The organism is Granulicatella adiacens ATCC 49175, assembly GCF_025150565.1.
Lineage (GTDB): Bacteria > Bacillota > Bacilli > Lactobacillales > Aerococcaceae > Granulicatella > Granulicatella adiacens.
The window spans coordinates 834,064-850,890 of the sequence record NZ_CP102283.1; the positions used below are offsets into that span (position 1 = coordinate 834,064).

The 16,827-nt window shown below is 35.6% G+C and carries 14 protein-coding genes; 12 read left to right on the forward strand and 2 right to left on the reverse strand.

Annotation, left to right across the window (positions count from 1 at the left end):
* The first annotated feature begins 6 nt into the window (after positions 1 to 6).
* The 5 genes from NQ540_RS04205 to NQ540_RS04225 are packed head-to-tail and all read left to right on the forward strand — an operon-like array spanning position 7 to position 6,501.
* Positions 7 to 1,074: an extracellular solute-binding protein gene (locus tag NQ540_RS04205; RefSeq protein ID WP_005605248.1), complete on the forward strand. Its 1,068-nt coding sequence runs from the start codon at positions 7 to 9 to the stop codon at positions 1,072 to 1,074.
* Between the two features lie 18 nt (positions 1,075 to 1,092).
* On the forward strand, positions 1,093 to 2,088 hold the full coding sequence (locus NQ540_RS04210) for an ABC transporter ATP-binding protein (RefSeq protein ID WP_005605249.1): 996 nt from the start codon (positions 1,093 to 1,095) through the stop codon (positions 2,086 to 2,088).
* 11 nt (positions 2,089 to 2,099) lie between these two features.
* On the forward strand, positions 2,100 to 3,800 hold the full coding sequence (locus NQ540_RS04215) for an ABC transporter permease (protein WP_005605250.1): 1,701 nt from the start codon (positions 2,100 to 2,102) through the stop codon (positions 3,798 to 3,800).
* Between the two features lie 53 nt (positions 3,801 to 3,853).
* A complete protein-coding gene (locus NQ540_RS04220; protein ID WP_050755082.1) occupies positions 3,854 to 4,492 on the forward strand; it encodes an HAD family hydrolase in 639 nt (212 codons plus the stop codon).
* Entirely contained in the window at positions 4,462 to 6,501 is a 2,040-nt protein-coding gene (locus NQ540_RS04225) for an extracellular solute-binding protein (protein ID WP_005605252.1), read from the forward strand. The genes NQ540_RS04220 and NQ540_RS04225 overlap by 31 nt, the downstream gene beginning before the upstream one ends.
* Before the next feature lie 186 nt (positions 6,502 to 6,687).
* Here the strand turns inward: NQ540_RS04225 and yidC are convergent, their stop codons facing one another.
* Both yidC and NQ540_RS04235 read right to left on the reverse strand, forming a co-directional pair.
* Positions 6,688 to 7,617 carry a membrane protein insertase YidC gene (gene yidC / locus NQ540_RS04230; protein WP_156780407.1) on the reverse strand — a complete coding sequence of 310 codons (930 nt, stop codon included), beginning with the start codon at positions 7,615 to 7,617 and terminating at the stop codon, positions 6,688 to 6,690.
* A gap of 68 nt (positions 7,618 to 7,685) precedes the next feature.
* Positions 7,686 to 7,958: an acylphosphatase gene (locus tag NQ540_RS04235; protein ID WP_005605255.1), complete on the reverse strand. Its 273-nt coding sequence runs from the start codon at positions 7,956 to 7,958 to the stop codon at positions 7,686 to 7,688.
* Positions 7,959 to 8,056: 98 nt separating this feature from the next.
* On the opposite strand from NQ540_RS04235, the gene NQ540_RS04240 reads away from it, so the two are divergent.
* From NQ540_RS04240 to NQ540_RS04270, 7 genes are all read left to right on the forward strand, one after another.
* Complete coding sequence (locus NQ540_RS04240) at positions 8,057 to 8,371, forward strand: DUF1033 family protein (protein WP_005605257.1); 315 nt, start codon at positions 8,057 to 8,059, stop codon at positions 8,369 to 8,371.
* Positions 8,364 to 10,808: a DNA translocase FtsK gene (locus tag NQ540_RS04245; protein ID WP_005605259.1), complete on the forward strand. Its 2,445-nt coding sequence runs from the start codon at positions 8,364 to 8,366 to the stop codon at positions 10,806 to 10,808. The genes NQ540_RS04240 and NQ540_RS04245 overlap by 8 nt, the downstream gene beginning before the upstream one ends.
* A gap of 124 nt (positions 10,809 to 10,932) precedes the next feature.
* The gene (locus NQ540_RS04250; protein ID WP_039848859.1) at positions 10,933 to 11,991 is read left to right on the forward strand and encodes a BMP family lipoprotein; all 1,059 of its coding nucleotides are present in this window, start codon (positions 10,933 to 10,935) and stop codon (positions 11,989 to 11,991) included.
* Positions 11,992 to 12,091: 100 nt separating this feature from the next.
* Positions 12,092 to 13,642 carry an ABC transporter ATP-binding protein gene (locus tag NQ540_RS04255; protein WP_005605262.1) on the forward strand — a complete coding sequence of 517 codons (1,551 nt, stop codon included), beginning with the start codon at positions 12,092 to 12,094 and terminating at the stop codon, positions 13,640 to 13,642.
* 1 nt (position 13,643) lies between these two features.
* Positions 13,644 to 14,702 (forward strand): ABC transporter permease, encoded by a 1,059-nt coding sequence (locus NQ540_RS04260; protein WP_005605264.1) that lies wholly within the window; start codon positions 13,644 to 13,646, stop codon positions 14,700 to 14,702.
* Between the two features lie 6 nt (positions 14,703 to 14,708).
* Entirely contained in the window at positions 14,709 to 15,668 is a 960-nt protein-coding gene (locus NQ540_RS04265; protein ID WP_005605266.1) for an ABC transporter permease, read from the forward strand.
* 70 nt (positions 15,669 to 15,738) lie between these two features.
* Positions 15,739 to 16,827 (forward strand): ABC transporter substrate-binding protein, encoded by a 1,089-nt coding sequence (locus tag NQ540_RS04270; protein WP_005605268.1) that lies wholly within the window; start codon positions 15,739 to 15,741, stop codon positions 16,825 to 16,827.

Sequence of the window (16,827 nt, forward strand, 5' to 3'; positions counted from 1 at the left end):
ATCTTTATGAACAAAACATTGAAAAAATTAGCTTTATTATCAGTTGCGATACTTGGTGCGGCATGTGCGCCTAGCACATCTTCTTCATCTGAAAGTACGCAAGCATCTTCTGGATCATCAGGATCTTCAGATGAAAAAATCGTTATTTACTCAAACTCAGTATCAAACGGTCGTGGAGACTGGTTGAAAGAAAAAGCTGCTGAAAATGGCTTTAATATTGAATTTGTAAGTATCAACGGTGGTGAGTTAGCAGACCGTGTTATCGCAGAAAAAAATAATGCGATTGCGGATATGATTTTTGGTTTAAATAATATGGAATTTAACCGTTTGAAAGATGAAAACTTATTAGAAAAATATGAGCCAAGTTGGAAAAGCGAAGTAGACTTATCTCTTGGAGATGCTGACGGATTATTCTATCCATTAGTAGTACAACCACTAGTATTGATTGGTAACGAATCTTCAACAATGCCAAAAGATTGGACCGACTTAGCTAAACCTGAATACAAAGGTAAATATAACATCTTCAAATTAAGTGGAGGTACTTCAAAAGTTATCTTAGGAAGTATTGCTTCTCGCTACCGCGATGACAGCGGCGAGTTAGGAGTTTCTAAAGAAGGCTGGGACGTTATCAAGGGGTACGCTCAAAACGCTAAAGTCGTAGCAAGTGAAACAGACTATATTGGTATGATTATCGATAAAAAAGATGGTATTGAATATAACATGATGTGGGGTTCTGGTTATTTACAAAATAAAAACGAACGTAAATATAACTTCAATGTTATGTATCCAGAAGTTGGTGAACCGTTTGTAACTGAACAAATTGGTATTTTAAACACTTCTAAGAAGAAAGAAACAGTACAAAAATTCATTAATTGGTTTGGTAGTGCAGAAGTTCAAGCTGAATGGTCTAAGAAATTCTCTTCTATTCCAGCAAATAAAAAAGCTCTTGAACAAGCAAATGATGATGTTAAAGACTTTATGAGTAAAGTAAAATCTCAAAAATTAGATTGGGAATTCATTTCAAAAAATATCAGCTCATGGGTTGAAAAAGTTGAACTTGAATTTTTAAAATAGAATGATGAGGAATTGAACATGATTAAATTTGAGAATGTTCAAATTAGCTACGGTGACTTTGTCGCCGTAGATGATTTGAATTTAGAAATTAAAGAGGGCGAATTTTTTACATTCTTGGGGCCCTCAGGTTGTGGTAAATCTACAACTTTAAGAACACTAGTTGGTTTTATTGATCCTTCCAAAGGAAATATTTTCGTAGACGAGAAAGATATAACTCGTCTAGCTCCTGAAAAAAGAGAGATTGGTATTGTATTCCAAAGTTATGCTTTATTCCCAACTATGACTGTATATGACAACATCGCATATGGGTTAAAAATCAAAAAAATGCCAAAATCTGAGATTGATGCAAAAGTAAATGAAATTGCTCAAAAGATTAAAATTTCAGATAAACAATTACAACGAAATGTATCTGAATTAAGTGGGGGACAACAACAACGTGTGGCTCTTGCTCGTGCATTAGTATTAGAACCAAAAATTCTTTGCTTAGATGAACCTTTATCTAACTTAGATGCTAAACTTCGAATTGATTTACGTCTTGAATTAAAGAGATTGCAAAGAGATTTAGGAATTACTACATTGTACGTAACCCATGACCAAGAAGAAGCATTGACGCTTTCAGATAGAATTGCTGTATTCAATAATGGGTTTATCGAACAAGTGGGTACTCCACAAGAAATTTATAACCAATCTGCGACTGAGTTTGTTTGTGATTTCATTGGAGATATTAATAAACTTACTGAAGAGACAATGAAAGAATTGACTGGTAAGGAAGAAGAAAAAGTTGGATACATTCGACTTGAAAGAATTAAATTCAAATCAACTTCTGAAGAAGATTACACAATTAAAGGAACGGTGGTTGATACAGAGTTTAAAGGGGTATTGGTTCAATACACCGTTAAAGCTGAAAGTGAACAAATCCTACGTGTGATTCAGAAGAATGATTATCTAGAAATTTTTGAGTTAGGACAAGAATTAACATTATTTATTCATCCTAATGATATTCTACAGTACTAGGGGTGAGATTAATGGCCAAAAGAAATAGCCTAAGTCAATGGATTTTAAGACTCATTGTGGGCTGGATATTAATTGCATTAGTCATTTACCCAAACTTAAATCTACTAAAAGAAATTTTCTACAAAAATGGGCAATTTTCATTCACTGCTGTTCAGAAGATTTTTTCTTCTCAACGTGCAATGCAATCCATTCAAAATAGTTTTATTTTAGCGGTAGCATTAGTAATTACCGTTAATGTTGTCGGTACTTTAGTAGTTTTATTTACAGAGTACTGGGAAATTAAAGGTAGTAAAGTATTAAAACTTGGATATATGACGTCACTAGTTTATGGTGGGGTAGTATTAGTTACTGGATATAAATTTGTTTATGGAAGCAATGGTGTGATTACTAAATTCTTAACTCAAATTTTCCCAAGTTTAGATAGTAACTGGTTTACCGGGTTTGGTGCTGTATTATTTATTATGACTTTCGCATGTACATCCAACCATATGATGTTCTTACGAAACGCAGTGAGGTCGGTTGACTATCATACGATTGAAGCTGCAAGAAATATGGGGGCAAGTCCAGCAAATGTGTTGTTTAAGATTGTTTTACCTACATTGCTACCAACCATTTTTGCGTTAACAATCTTAACATTTTTAACAGGGTTAGCTGCAGTTTCTGCACCATTAATTGTTGGGGGAACTGATTTCCAAACTATTAACCCAATGATTATTACATTTGCTAAATCACAATCCTCAAAAGATTTAGCTGCATTTTTAGCTATGCTATTGGGATTAGCGACAATTATCTTATTAACTATCATGAATCGTGTTGAACGTGGTGGTCGTTATATGTCAATCTCAAAAACTAAAGCAAAAATTAAAAAACAAAAGATTCAATCACCAATTGGTAATGTGATTGCGCATATTGTCGCTTATGTTTTATTCTTCATCTATGTGATGCCAATTGTATTTATTATTTTGTATTCATTTACAAAACCATTAGCGATAAAACAGGGTGAAATTTCATTTGCGAACTTTACGCTAGAAAATTACCAACAACTCTTTACAAGTGCTTCTGCATTTTCTCCTTACTTAATCAGTTTGGTGTATGCAGGATTGGCTGCGGTGTTAGTAACGATTTTAGCAATTGTGATTGCAAGAATCGTACGTCGTAGCACATGGAAATTTGATTTCCTTTTTGAATACGGTGCATTAGTACCATGGATTTTACCATCAACGTTGATTGCTTTAGGATTTTTATTCACATACAACCAACCAAGATGGATTATCTTAAACTGGGTATTAATCGGTACTGTTGTAATGTTACTAATTGCTTTTATTGTTGTTAAATTACCATTCTCATACAGAATGGTGAGAGCTGTATTCTTCAGTATTGATGATGAATTAGAAGAAGCATCTCGTAGTATGGGAGCTTCAACTTTTCAAACGATGATTAAAGTTATCATTCCATTTATCTTGCCAACGGTATTATCTGTGGCAGTATTGAACTTTAACAGCTTACTATCAGACTTTGATTTATCCGTATTCTTATATCATCCTTTATTTAAACCTTTAGGTATTGTTATTAAGGAAGCCAGTGATGAAACAGCAACTACAAATGCTCAAGCAATGACTTTTGTATATACTGTAGTTCTTATGATTATTTCAACAGCAGCATTGTACTTAACAAGAGGAAGAAACGCTAAGAAATCAAAGAAAAAGAAATAACATTTAAAAGGCAATGAATATAAGTCATTGCCTTTTTTATTGGAGGAGATAATTTGAAAAATTTAGTGTTTGATATGGGAAACGTCCTCATTGAATGGAATAGTGAGAAGATTTTACAAGCTATTACAGATGATAGAAAATTACAAAACTTGTTAAGAAAAGAGGTTTTTGAAACTGGTTTGTGGGTTCAAACTGATGAAGGTGTGAAGACTAGGGAAGAAATGATTGAGATAGTTACAACTAAAATTGGGGAAGAGTATCGAAATGAATTAACTCAACTTTCAAGATACTGGTATAAATACGTGGATGTTTATACAAAGGTTCAAGATAGAATTATTGAACTTTCAAAAAATGGCTACAATATTTACATTTTATCAAATACAGCTTATACTTTTTATGATTTGGTAAAAGAAGGATACCTTCCAGCGGCTTCTATTGCTAAAGGAATCGTACTTTCTTGCGAAGAAAAAGTCTTGAAGCCCAATGAAAAAATTTATAACATCCTTCTTGAACGCTACAATTTAGATCCTCACGATACGATGTTTTTTGATGATTTGTCAGAAAATATTTGGGGAGCAGCGCGTTGCGGGATTAATGGATTTGTTGTAGAAAATGAACGTGAATTATTAACTTACTTAGATAAGTTAAGGGAGGAAATGAATTGGCGACAATTAAGGACATTGCTAAATTAGCAGGTGTTTCTCACGGAACCGCCTCTAATGTTTTAAACCAGAGAGGTAATGTCAGTTCAGAAAAGATTTCTAAAGTCCTAAAGGCTGCAAAAGAATTAGGTTATACGATTAATCCTCAGGCTCAACTGTTGAGAAAGGGCTTCTCGAATAAAGTAGTTGTTTTTATTCCCTTTGTTTTAAAAGAACATTATTCTGTGTTCTACGAAAGTATATTACAACAGGCTGAAAAAGAGAGTATTGAGATTGAGGTTTTCTATTTTAAAGAAAAAAATTTACGAAGTATTGTAGAAAAGGAAAGTTTATTAAAACCTTCAGTTGCAGTATTTGTTGGGTATGTTCCAAAAGACAATGTGTTAACAATATTTCAACAGGATACGAAAATACATTTTGTTGATGTTTTGGAGGATCCGAATAAATATGGTGTTATCTCATTTGATTATAGTCTTTTAGCAAAAGAGTTAATAAAACGATTGAATAAAGGTAATCAAAAATTACTGTTAATCGATTATAAATTCGAGAATGGGAAATCATTATCTGAAGATATTTTGAATGAGATTTCTGAACATATTTCAATTGAGAGATTTTCAATGGAGAATAGGCAAGATTTAATTCGATTGTTTGAACAATATGAGAGGCTTGACGAGTTCAGCGCTATTTTTGCAATTGATAGAGAGATTCTTAGAAACATTCAAGAAATTCAGTCTTGGTTAGGAAGAAGCAGAATAGAAAATATTTTTGCTCTAGATAGTTTTCAACTTATTCGTGCAAAAAAAAATATTTTTGAGTTGGATTATAAATTGTGTGCTAAAAAGGTCATCGATATAATTAAAAATGGGGATATGGGTCGTATTCTGATGACACCAGAAGGGTTTAGAGCTAAAAACGTTTATACGAAATATGCAAATCCTCAGAAGATACGATTGCTAACGATTAGTTCTCCAACAACTCGTGTGTTGAAATTCTTATCAGGTATTTTTGAACATGAGACAAATATTCGCATTGAAATAGAAGAATTGGAATCTTCAGAGTACGATGTTACGAAAATTAAAAATAGTGCATTCACAAAGAGGTATGATCTAATCCGACTGGATATGGCCGTGTTACCTGAAGTGGCGGAGGATCTTTTTGTTCCTTTAGAGGATGTAGAAGGCAGTAAGAAACTTCTTAAACAATTTGACGAAAAATTACTAAACGAATTTATGTATTCAAATAAAAAATGGTATGGTGTTCCTTTAGATGTTTCCGTTCAATTACTTTATTATCGCAAGGACTTATTTTTAAATAAATTAGTTCAACGAGAGTTTTATGAGCGGTTTAGAAAAGAATTAATTGTACCACAAAGTTATGAAGAATTTGACTTGATTTGCCAATTTTTCACTAAGAATATAAATAAGGCATCTCAAACTGAGTATGGGCATAGTATTGCGATGAAAACGCCGCTCGTTGCTTCATGTGATTTCTTACCAAGATACCGTGAGCAAGTGTTAAATCAAGTTGATAATCCTTATCAAACGGCTTTAGAGCAATATATGGCTAGTTTGAAAACTAGTGATCAGAACAAAGATAAATGGTGGGGAGATATCGTTCAGGAATTTGCTGAAGGAAAAACAGCAATGATGACCGTCTTTTCTAACTATTCAACAGTGCTTGCTGGTCAGTTGCAAAACGATATTGATTTTGGTGTAGCTCGTATTCCTGGAAAACAACCACTGATTGGTGGAGGAACTGTGGGGATTGTAAAAGAAAGTAAGATGAAAGAGCAAGCGCTATTATTTTTAGAATGGTTGTATAGTGACGAAATTTCTAAACTAATCGTAGCGCTTGGAGGAATGATTCTTAGTAAGGAAGTTCTAAGTAACCAAGAATTAATGGAAATGCACCCATGGTTATCACATTTGGAGAAGTCTATTCAATTAGGAAAAAGGCAAGTTTGGAATAATCAAAAATTCAGTTTGTCGGATGAAATAGAACTAGGCGAAAGAGTATTACAAGAAGTTTTTAACGATTGAAGAGATAAGGATTCTTATCTCTTTTTTTTGCAGAAAAACAATGATCATACAATTTTTGATACGTATCAAAAATGATACAAACTTACTTAAAAACGAAAAGTGTATCATCTATGTTACGTATTATGCAGGATACACAGTGCATCAAAAAAATACCTTTGAGAAGACTCTCAAAGGTATTTTGCGTTATTATTTGCGGTTTTGTTTTCCAGCGTTTCTTCCAACTGGTTTATTTTGGCGCTTTGCAAAAGTTTCTTGTTGTGTTGCTTTTTGTGCTGGTTTGCTTGGTGTTTTACGCTCTGGTAAAACTACATTGTCATGATTTAACTCTTCGTCAATTTGAGCTTTAATTTTTGGACGTAAGTATGTGTTTTGAATCCAAGATTGTAAGATTTGAATTAAAGCGGAAGCAAAGAAGTAAATACCAACCCCTGCAGGTGATTGGAAAGTCATCATAAACATCATTACTGGTAAAATATAGTTCATAGAACGACTTTGTTTCTTTGTTTCTTCATCCATTCCCATTTGACTTACGAGAGATTGAATGTAGTATAGTGCAGCTGTAGCAATTGCTAAAGGAACAAATTCTTTACCTAGAGCAATTCCCATGAAGTCACTGCTTGAAATCTCGTTAGATAGCAAGATTGCATTATATAATCCGCTCCAAATTGGAAGTGTAATTAAGAGTGGAAGACATCCAGAACCAAGTCCGCCCATTAATGAGACGTTATTTAACTTGTATAGATCCATTTGCTCTTGTTGAATTTCTAGTTTTTCTTGAGGAGTTGCTGCTTGTTCTGCACGAGCAGTAATTTCCGCAATATATGGTTTTAAAACAGCCATCTTCTCTTGTTGCACAAGCATTGATTTCATTTGATGGAATTGTGTTGGCATTAAAACCACACGGACTAAAACGGAGACGATAACAATCGCAATAGCATAATTTCCATTAAACATAGAAGCAATTTGATTTAATAACCATTGTGTTGGGACGACTAGATATTCATAGAGCCATCCAACGGGTTGATGATCTGCATTATATTGCACGGTACATCCTGCTAATAGTAGTGGAAGAACAGTTGCAACGAAAAGCAGTTGCGTTTTTTTAGTAAGTTTCATAATCACTTTCCTTTTCATTTAATAACATGACTTATTTTACACGGGTTTCGTTGAAATAGCAATGTTCTTTATATAATTTCAAATTTTGTAAAAAGAGGTGCATCCATCAATGAACATTCTTCGTATCGGTCGACACGTCCGTAAGGAGAAGTGGATGCTTTTACACGTTCAATAAAGCGATTGACAGCGTTTGGCTCTCCTTGAGCTACGGCTAGGACAGAACCATCCATTTTGTTTTGAACCGTTCCAGTAATCTCTAGTTGAATAGCGAGTTGCTGTGTGAAGAAACGGAAGCCAACACCTTGAACTCGTCCCCAGACGCGAATTTGTCGAGTAATCATAGAAATACCTCCTTAAATGATGATTAATTTGTCATCTTTATGAAACAAGATTACCATGATTTCCTAAAATTTGGTATACTAAGATACGAGGTGAAAACATGTTTAAAGTGATTGAAACAGCGGGTCATGATGAACCATGGTGGTTTTTTGAAGACTGGGAAAAGATGATTGTTTCGACAGAAGAATTTGATGAGATTGAAGAGGCTCTTTGTGCCTATCAGGCTCTCTATCAAAATTTTGAAGATAACTATCCAGAAAAACGTGAGAAAGGATCTTGCTGTGTTGCATTTTGGAACACTGTAGAAACAGATTATTGTGTTCCTTGTGAATGTGACCTTCAGATTTTTCATGGAATTATGATTGTTGATAAAAAAAATCAATTAGTAGACTTGAAAGGAGAAGAACGTGGCTAAACAAACAAAGAAAAAAACGTCTAGAAGCAAAAATACTCAAAACTCAAATCCCTTACTTTCTATAGAAGCGTTAGCGGTATTTTTGATTGTCTATTGTTTATTAGCAATATTTCAACTGGGATTCTTGGGTAAATTTTTTGCAAACGTCATTCGCTTCTTTATAGGAGATTTATTTGTGTTCGGAGGCATTTGCGGAATCCTTGCTGGATTTGGAATGCTCTTTAGAGGACGAATGCCTAAAATTATTTGGAGATGGACTGTGGCAGCAGTTTGCTCAAGTATTGCGTTACTCCTATTTGTATCGGTAATGACTTATAGTAGCTTTACGAGTTCAGGGTCTCCTTTATTTCAAGAGATGATGAACCGATTTATGGTTGATTTTACATCCAATATGATTTCTCAAAACCTTGGTGGAGGGCTCATTGGTACGCTTTTATATGCGGGAACTTATTTCCTCGTATCGCAATGGGGAACTTATTTATTAGTATTCTTACTTCTAGTATGCAGTGCCTTACTTATTTTTGATATTCATTTAAGTGATGTTATGAATTTTGTTCGAACTCACGTATCCAATCTTTCTCAAAAAATTGCTGAGAAAAAGGCAGAAAAAGAAGCCAAACAAAAAGCGCTTGAAGAAGAGGATTTATATACTTCAAATCCAGAAACCCATCCGGATGATTCTTTACCAGTAGAAGAACCAGTAAAGGAAGAACGAAAAGAACATTCCTTATTAAACCGAATGAAAAATGCCTTCTTTGATGATTATGAAGATGAATCAATGGTAGATACGGAGCAGGAATTGTATGAACCTGTCTACAGTGAGCCAGTAGTTTCTCCAGAGCCAGTTCCGCCGGTAACACCAGTAGTTTCAACTCCATCGCCAATCGCTTCTAAAACACAAGAAAACTCTATCCATGAGGATGATGCGTTTGAGGATGATGGGGAAGATATCGGAGACTTAGCAATGGGAGGCGAGGAAAATGATGAAGATTATCAATTACCTCCAGTGACCTTATTGAATCCTGTTCAACAATCCGATCAATCGAATGAACGTACAATTGTGGAACGCAATATGCGTATTTTAGAGCGTACGTTTGCAAGTTTTGGGGTGGATGCTAAAGTCATGCCAAACCCAATGCTAGGGCCAGCCGTTACAAAATACGAAATTCAACCAGCAATCGGTGTGAAGGTAAGTAAGATTGTTAACTTGAGTGATGATATAGCTCTAGCACTTGCTGCTAAAGATATTCGTATCGAAGCTCCAATCCCAGGAAAACCATATGTAGGGATTGAAGTTCCAAATAGCCAAACAAGTTTTGTATCCTTTAGCGATGTGATTCAATCGGCGATTCAATCTCCAAAACCTTTAGACGTACCATTAGGAAGAGATATCTCTGGTAATGTTCGTCTTTGCGATATTACGAAAATGCCGCATATGTTAATTGCCGGTTCAACTGGTTCTGGTAAATCCGTATGTATTAACGGCATTATCACAAGTATTTTAATGAAGACAAAACCACATGAAGTGAAACTGATGATGATTGATCCGAAGATGGTAGAGTTGAATGTGTATAATGGTATTCCTCATCTATTAACACCGGTTGTAACAAACCCTCGTAAAGCCGCGCAAGCCTTACAAAAGGTTGTGGCTGAGATGGAAAAACGTTACGAATTATTTGCTTCAATGGGAATGCGTAATATCGATGGGTATAACGCTCATGTCGAACAATATAACCGTGAAACAGGCGAAAATAACCCAACGCTTCCTTATATCGTCGTGATTGTAGACGAACTTGCGGACTTAATGATGGTTGCAAGTAATGAAGTGGAAGACACGATTATTCGTCTTGCGCAAATGGCTCGTGCTGCCGGGATTCATATGATTCTAGCAACACAACGTCCATCGGTTGACGTTATCACAGGGATTATTAAAGCCAACGTTCCTTCTCGTATCGCCTTTGCGGTATCTAGTGGTACAGACTCTCGTACGATTATTGATGCTAATGGCGCTGAGAAACTTTTAGGACGCGGGGATATGCTGTATATGCCAATGGGTGAAAATAAACCAATTCGTGTACAGGGTGCATTCTTAACGGATGAAGAAGTCGAACGTATCGTTGATTTCGTGAAAAATCAGCAAGAAGTAGAGTATGATGAAGCGATGATGCCTTCAGAAAACACAACTGCTGCTGGTGGTAGTGAACCTGAAGACGAACTATTCTACGAAGTCATCGAATTATTAAAAGAACAAGAAACGATTAGTACTTCCTACTTACAAAGACGTTTCCGTATCGGATTTAACCGTGCAGCACGAATGATTGACGATTTAGAAGCGCGTGGTTATGTCGGTCCTGCAGATGGAAGCAAAGGAAGAAAAGTGAATGTTCATGTTTTCAGTGAAAATAATGCTTCTGAAACCACTGAAACAAACACTTAGAAATGTAAAACACGAACATTTTTCGATAAAATTACCTCCAATAGAAAGATTTATCTTGCTTTTCATTTTATTTATGATAGAATGACTGTAGTAAATCATTTATTGGAGGTTTTTTATTGTGAAAATTAAGAAGAGTTTTGCTTTATTCGCTTTATCTATTGGTGCAAGTGCTGTATTAGCAGCATGTGGTGGTTCTTCTACTAACTCATCTTCATCATCAAATGCTTCAAATTCAGGTTCAAATGATAATTTTAAAGCCGTTATGGTTTCAGATACTGGTGGTATTGATGACAAATCTTTCAACCAAGGTGCTTGGGAAGGTTTGTTAGAATGGGGTAAAAACAATGGTGGTAAAACAAAAGGCAATGGCGTTGATTACATTCTTTCTAAGTCAGAATCTGATTACACAACAAACCTCAACACAGCAGTGTTAAATGAATATAATATTATTTTTGCTATCGGATTTAAATTACAAAAAGCTGTTGAAGAAGCAGCAAAAGCAAATCCAGAAGCTCACTTTGCAATCATTGATAGTGTGGTAGAACAACCAAACGTAGCTTCTATCAACTATAGAGACCAAGAGGCTGCTTTCCTAGCTGGGGTTTCTGCTGGTTTAACTACAAAAACAAATAAAGTTGCTTTCATCGGTGGAATGCACGGACCAGCGCTTGACAAATTCGAAGCAGGATTCAAAGCTGGTGTTAAAGCTGTAAATCCAAATGCAACTGTTGAAATTCAATATGCTGAATCATTCTCTGATGCAGCAAAAGCTAAATCTTTAGCAGAAGCAATGTACGCTTCAGATTTCGACGTTATCTATGCGGCAGCAGGTGGTGCTGGTTTAGGTGTATTTGCAGCAGCCAAATCTATCGTTGAAACAAATCCAGATCGTAAAATTTGGGTAATCGGGGTAGACCAAGACCAACAAGCAGAAGGTAAGGTCAACGATTCTCGTAATGTTACATTAACTTCAACTTTAAAAGGTGTTAAACAGGCATTAATGAAATTTACGGATGATGCTGCTAAAGGAAACTATCATGGTGGAGAACAAGTGGTATACGGATTATCAGATGATGGTGTTGGTTTAACAGATGGTCAATTAACGGAAGAAGTTAAGGCAAAAGTTGCTGAATATAAGAAAGCAATTATCGATGGAAAACAAGAAGTTCCTGCGAAACCTTAATTAGATTTAACGATTAAAACGAGAGGAGTAGGAGTGGAAGAGAATGGATATTTCTTCACTCCTACTTTTTTATACATAGATCATTTATGAGGTGAGAAGAGTGGTACAAGATACATTTGTGATTGAGATGAAAGGAATCACGAAGAAATTTGGGGATTTTGTTGCGAATAACGAAATTGATTTAACGTTAAAGAAAGGTGAAATCCATGCGTTATTAGGAGAAAATGGGGCAGGAAAATCTACTTTAATGAATATTCTTTCTGGTTTATTAGAACCAACAGAGGGAGAAATTAAAGTCAATGGTGTTCCAACGAAAATTGATTCACCAAATACAGCGAACCGATTGAAAATCGGGATGGTTCACCAACACTTTATGCTAGTGAAGAAATTTTCAGTTGTTGAGAATATTATTTTAGGGAAAGAACAAACTAAATTCGGTTTTATCAATAAAAATACTGTAAAAGAAGAAATTTTGGCGTTGTCTAAAAAGTATCACTTAGTAGTGGATCCAGACGCTAAAATTGAAGACATCTCTGTGGGAATGGAACAAAGAGTGGAGATTCTTAAAACTCTCTATCGTGGGGCAGATATTTTAATCTTCGACGAACCAACAGCTGTATTGACGCCACAAGAAATTGAAGAATTGATTTTAATCATGAAGCAATTAACAAAAGAAGGAAAATCGATTTTCTTAATCACTCATAAAATTAAAGAAATTCAAGCTGTAGCCGATCGTTGTACTGTTATTCGTCGTGGAAATGTCATTGGGACAGTAGAAATGGGAAGTGTTTCTGATCAGGAACTAGCAGATATGATGGTTGGACGTTCAGTTTCCTTTAAAACGGAAAAAGAAGCTGCAAAACCAACGACAGACGCACTTGTAATTAAGAATTTAGTTGTAAAGGATAGTCGTGGAATTAATGCGGTAAACGGTCTGGATTTAACAGTTCGCCACGGTGAAGTGGTTGGTATTGCAGGGGTGGATGGGAATGGTCAAACAGAATTCGTTCAAGCTCTTGCAGGTTTGAGAAAAATTGAAGAGGGTTCAATTGAATTAAATGGAAAAGATTTAACGCATCTGCCAACAAGACAAAGAACGGAAACGGGACTAGGCCATATTCCAGAAGACCGTCATAAACATGGGCTTGTATTGCAAATGGGATTAGATGAGAACATTGGAATTCAAACTTATTATAAAGAACCTCTCTCTAAAAGAGGATTCCTTAATAAAAAAGCATTTGTCGATTTGGCAGAACGCTTAATTGAAGAATTTGATGTTCGTACACCAAGTCCTACTATTTCAGCTGGTTCTCTTTCAGGAGGAAATCAGCAAAAAGCGATTATTGCTCGAGAAATCGATCGTGACCCAAGTTTATTAATTGCAGCACAACCAACGAGGGGATTGGATGTTGGGGCGATTGAATATATCCATAAACGCCTTATTGAACAAAGAAATAAAGGGAAAGCAGTTTTGTTAATGAGCTTTGAACTAGATGAAATTTTAAACGTGGCGGACCGAATTGCCGTTATGTATGAAGGTAAAATTGTGGATGTGTTAGACACTAAGGAAACAAATGAAACAGAATTAGGATTATTGATGGCTGGTTCTACAAGAGAACAAGTAAGAGCTATGAAACAGGAGGAGTTATAAAATGAAAGGTGCGAGTTATAAAAAAGTCCTTATTCCTGTCCTTTCAGTTGTTTTAGGGCTATTAGTAGGGGCCATTATTATGGCGGTATTTGGGTTTGATCCTGTTAAAGGTTATTCAGCTCTTTTAAAAGGTTCCCTAGGAAAACCATTTTATATTGGTGAAACTTTAAGACAAGCTACGCCTCTGATTCTTGTAGCCTTAGGTTTTGCATTTGCAAGTTATGCAGGGTTCTTCAATATCGGGGTAGCTGGTCAAGCGTTGATGGGGTGGTTTGCTTCTGTTACAACAGGACTTCTTTTCTCTGATTTACCTAAAATTGTATTACTTCCTTTATGTATTCTTGTAGGGATGCTTGCAGGGGCTTTATGGGCAGGAATTGCGGGTTATTTAAAAGCATACTTTAATACGAGTGAAGTTATCGTGACGATTATGTTGAATTATACAGCATTGCATATTGTGAATTATGTGATTCGTGAAATTCTAACAGAAAAAGCAGAAATTACAGCATCCGTTCCAGAAGCCGCCAGCTTAAAAATGTCTTTCTTATATCAATTAACAAGCAAATCTACATTACATGGTGGAATCTTCATTGCGATAGCTGCTGTGTTTGTTGTCTGGCTTTTAATGAATAAGACAACAACCGGATTTGAGTTGAAAACAGTAGGGCTAAATAAAAACGCGGCCGAGTATTCCGGTATGAGCGCTAAAAAAACAATTATTTTAGCAATGTTAATCTCTGGTGGGCTTGCAGGTCTTGGAGGAGTTATGGAAGGATTAGGAACATTCCAACATGCATTTGCTTCTGAAAGCTTACCAAGTATTGGATGGGATGGAATGGCGGTAGCGCTATTAGGTCTAAGTAATCCATTTGGAATCTTATTCTCTTCATTAGTATTTGCAATTTTACGGATTGGTGGAATTTCCATGCCACTACTTGCAAAAATTCCTACAGAGGTTGTATCTATTGTAGTTGCCTTTATTATTTTCTTTGTTGGGGCGAACTATTTAATGCAAGTGATTGTCGATAAATTTCCAAGTTTTGGGAAAAGAAAGGGGTAAATAGATATGGATTTAGTCACTCTATTACAAGTAATTGTCGGAAATATGCTCATCTATTCAACGCCTCTTATTTTAACTGGACTTGGTGGTGTATTTTCTGAAAGAAGTGGGATTGTTAATATTGGTCTTGAAGGAACGATGGTTATAGGTGCTTTTGCATCTGCAGTATTCAACCTAGCATTTGCACCACAATTGGGCGCATGGACACCTTGGATAGCGCTCCTTGTTGCGGCACTTGCTGGAGCATGCTATTCGGTGATTCACGCTGTAGCTACTGTTTACTTGCGCGCTGATCATATTATTTCAGGAACGGTGTTAAACTTACTGGCACCCGCTTTAACCGTATTTTTATGTAGACTTTTGTATAACGAACTCGGACAAACGGAAATTATTACGAACTACTTTGGAAAGACAACTATTCCAGTACTAAGTTCAATTCCAATCATCGGTCAAATCTTCTTTACAGATACTTTCCTCTTAGCCTATTTAGCTATTGGATTGGCCTTTGTCTGTTCGATGATTTTAAATAAAACAAAATTTGGTTTACGTTTACGTTCGGTTGGGGAACATCCTCAAGCAGCCGATACTTTAGGAATTAATGTTTATCATATGCGTTTTGCAGGAGTATTAATCTCAGGGTTCTTAGCAGGGATTGGTGGAGCTATTGTTGCTCAATCGATTACACTGAACTTTTCTGCGACAACCATAGCGGGTCAAGGATTTATTGCAATGGCAGCGATGATCTTTGGTAAATGGAATTCTGTGAGTGTGATGTTATCCGCTTTACTCTTTGGTCTTGCTCAAAGTTTAGGGGTTATTGGAAACTACATTCCAATTATTAAAGATATTCCGTCAGTAGGCTTGACGATTGCGCCATATTTGATTACTATCATTGTATTGGTAGGATTCATTGGTAAATCGGAAGGGCCAGCTGCGAACGGCAAAAACTACGTTAAATCAAAATAATAATGAAACTGCTTTTAATTTGGATTTGAATCTTTGTTAAAAGCAGTTTTTTAATGAGAAGGGGTTATAAATGAAAAGACTAGTCACTTTAATGATTGCTATCCTTGCAATGGTAGCTATTTTATTTGGAGTAAAAAATTTTATTCAAAACAAAGAGGCCAAAGAAGAATCGAGTTCTTCTTCAGAACAACAACAATTGTTCCTATTTAACTGGGGGAATTATATCGATCCAGAATTAATTAAAGAATTTGAAGCAGAAACTGGAATTCAAGTGGTTTATGAAACATTTGATTCCAATGATGCGATGGAGGCTAAATTGAAACAAGGTGGAACGCGATATGATTTGGTATTTCCAAGTGAATCAAGTATTACCAAATTAGTAAATCAGAATTTACTTCAAAAATTAGACCATTCAAAGATTAAAGGACTAGAAAATATTTCTTCTTTCTTATTAAATAGTCCCGTTGATCAAGGAAATCAATACACCATTCCTTATTTCTGGGGAACGGTTGGGATTATGGTGAATACGAAGTATATCGATCCTGAAAGTATCCAAACGTGGGGTGATTTATGGAAAGAGGAGTTTAAAAACAAACTTCTTGTACTTGACGGAAACCGTGAAGCGTTAGGGATGGCTCTCCAATCCTTAGGGTATTCATTAAATTCTAAGAATGAAACTGAATTAAAAGCAGCTGAAGAAAAATTGAAAGAATTAAAATCAAATGTTCGCGCAGTACTCAATGAAGAAATTAAAACCATGATGAAACTGGAAGAAGCTCCAATCGGAATGGGGTATTCTGGAGATGCAGCTGCAGTTGCAGAAGAAAATCCAAACGTACAATATATTTTACCAAAAGATGGAAGTGCCGTTTGGACGGATAACTTTGCAATTGCGCACACAGCAGTGAATGTTGAAGGAGCATATGCCTTTATTAACTTTATGTTACGTCCAGAAAATGCAGCCAAAAATGCTGAATTTGTTGGGTACGCAACTCCTAATGAAAAAGCCAAAGAGTTGATGGATCCAGAAGTCACTGCAGATGAGACGTTCTATCCATCAGAAGAAGTTATCCAATCTCTGGAACATTATGAGTTTTTAGGAAATGAATGGATAACAAAATATAATGAAGCCTTTTTAGACTTCAAGATGGGATTATAA

Coding starts and splice junctions, on each gene's coding strand:
- NQ540_RS04205 (WP_005605248.1), top strand. CDS start 7: ATGAACAAAACATTGAAAAAATTAGCTTTATTATCAGTTGCGATACTT.
- NQ540_RS04270 (WP_005605268.1), top strand. CDS start 15,739: ATGAAAAGACTAGTCACTTTAATGATTGCTATCCTTGCAATGGTAGCT.
- NQ540_RS04210 (WP_005605249.1), top strand. CDS start 1,093: ATGATTAAATTTGAGAATGTTCAAATTAGCTACGGTGACTTTGTCGCC.
- NQ540_RS04240 (WP_005605257.1), top strand. CDS start 8,057: ATGTTTAAAGTGATTGAAACAGCGGGTCATGATGAACCATGGTGGTTT.
- NQ540_RS04260 (WP_005605264.1), top strand. CDS start 13,644: ATGAAAGGTGCGAGTTATAAAAAAGTCCTTATTCCTGTCCTTTCAGTT.
- NQ540_RS04235 (WP_005605255.1), bottom strand. CDS start 7,958: ATGATTACTCGACAAATTCGCGTCTGGGGACGAGTTCAAGGTGTTGGC.
- NQ540_RS04215 (WP_005605250.1), top strand. CDS start 2,100: ATGGCCAAAAGAAATAGCCTAAGTCAATGGATTTTAAGACTCATTGTG.
- NQ540_RS04265 (WP_005605266.1), top strand. CDS start 14,709: ATGGATTTAGTCACTCTATTACAAGTAATTGTCGGAAATATGCTCATC.
- yidC (WP_156780407.1), bottom strand. CDS start 7,617: ATGAAACTTACTAAAAAAACGCAACTGCTTTTCGTTGCAACTGTTCTT.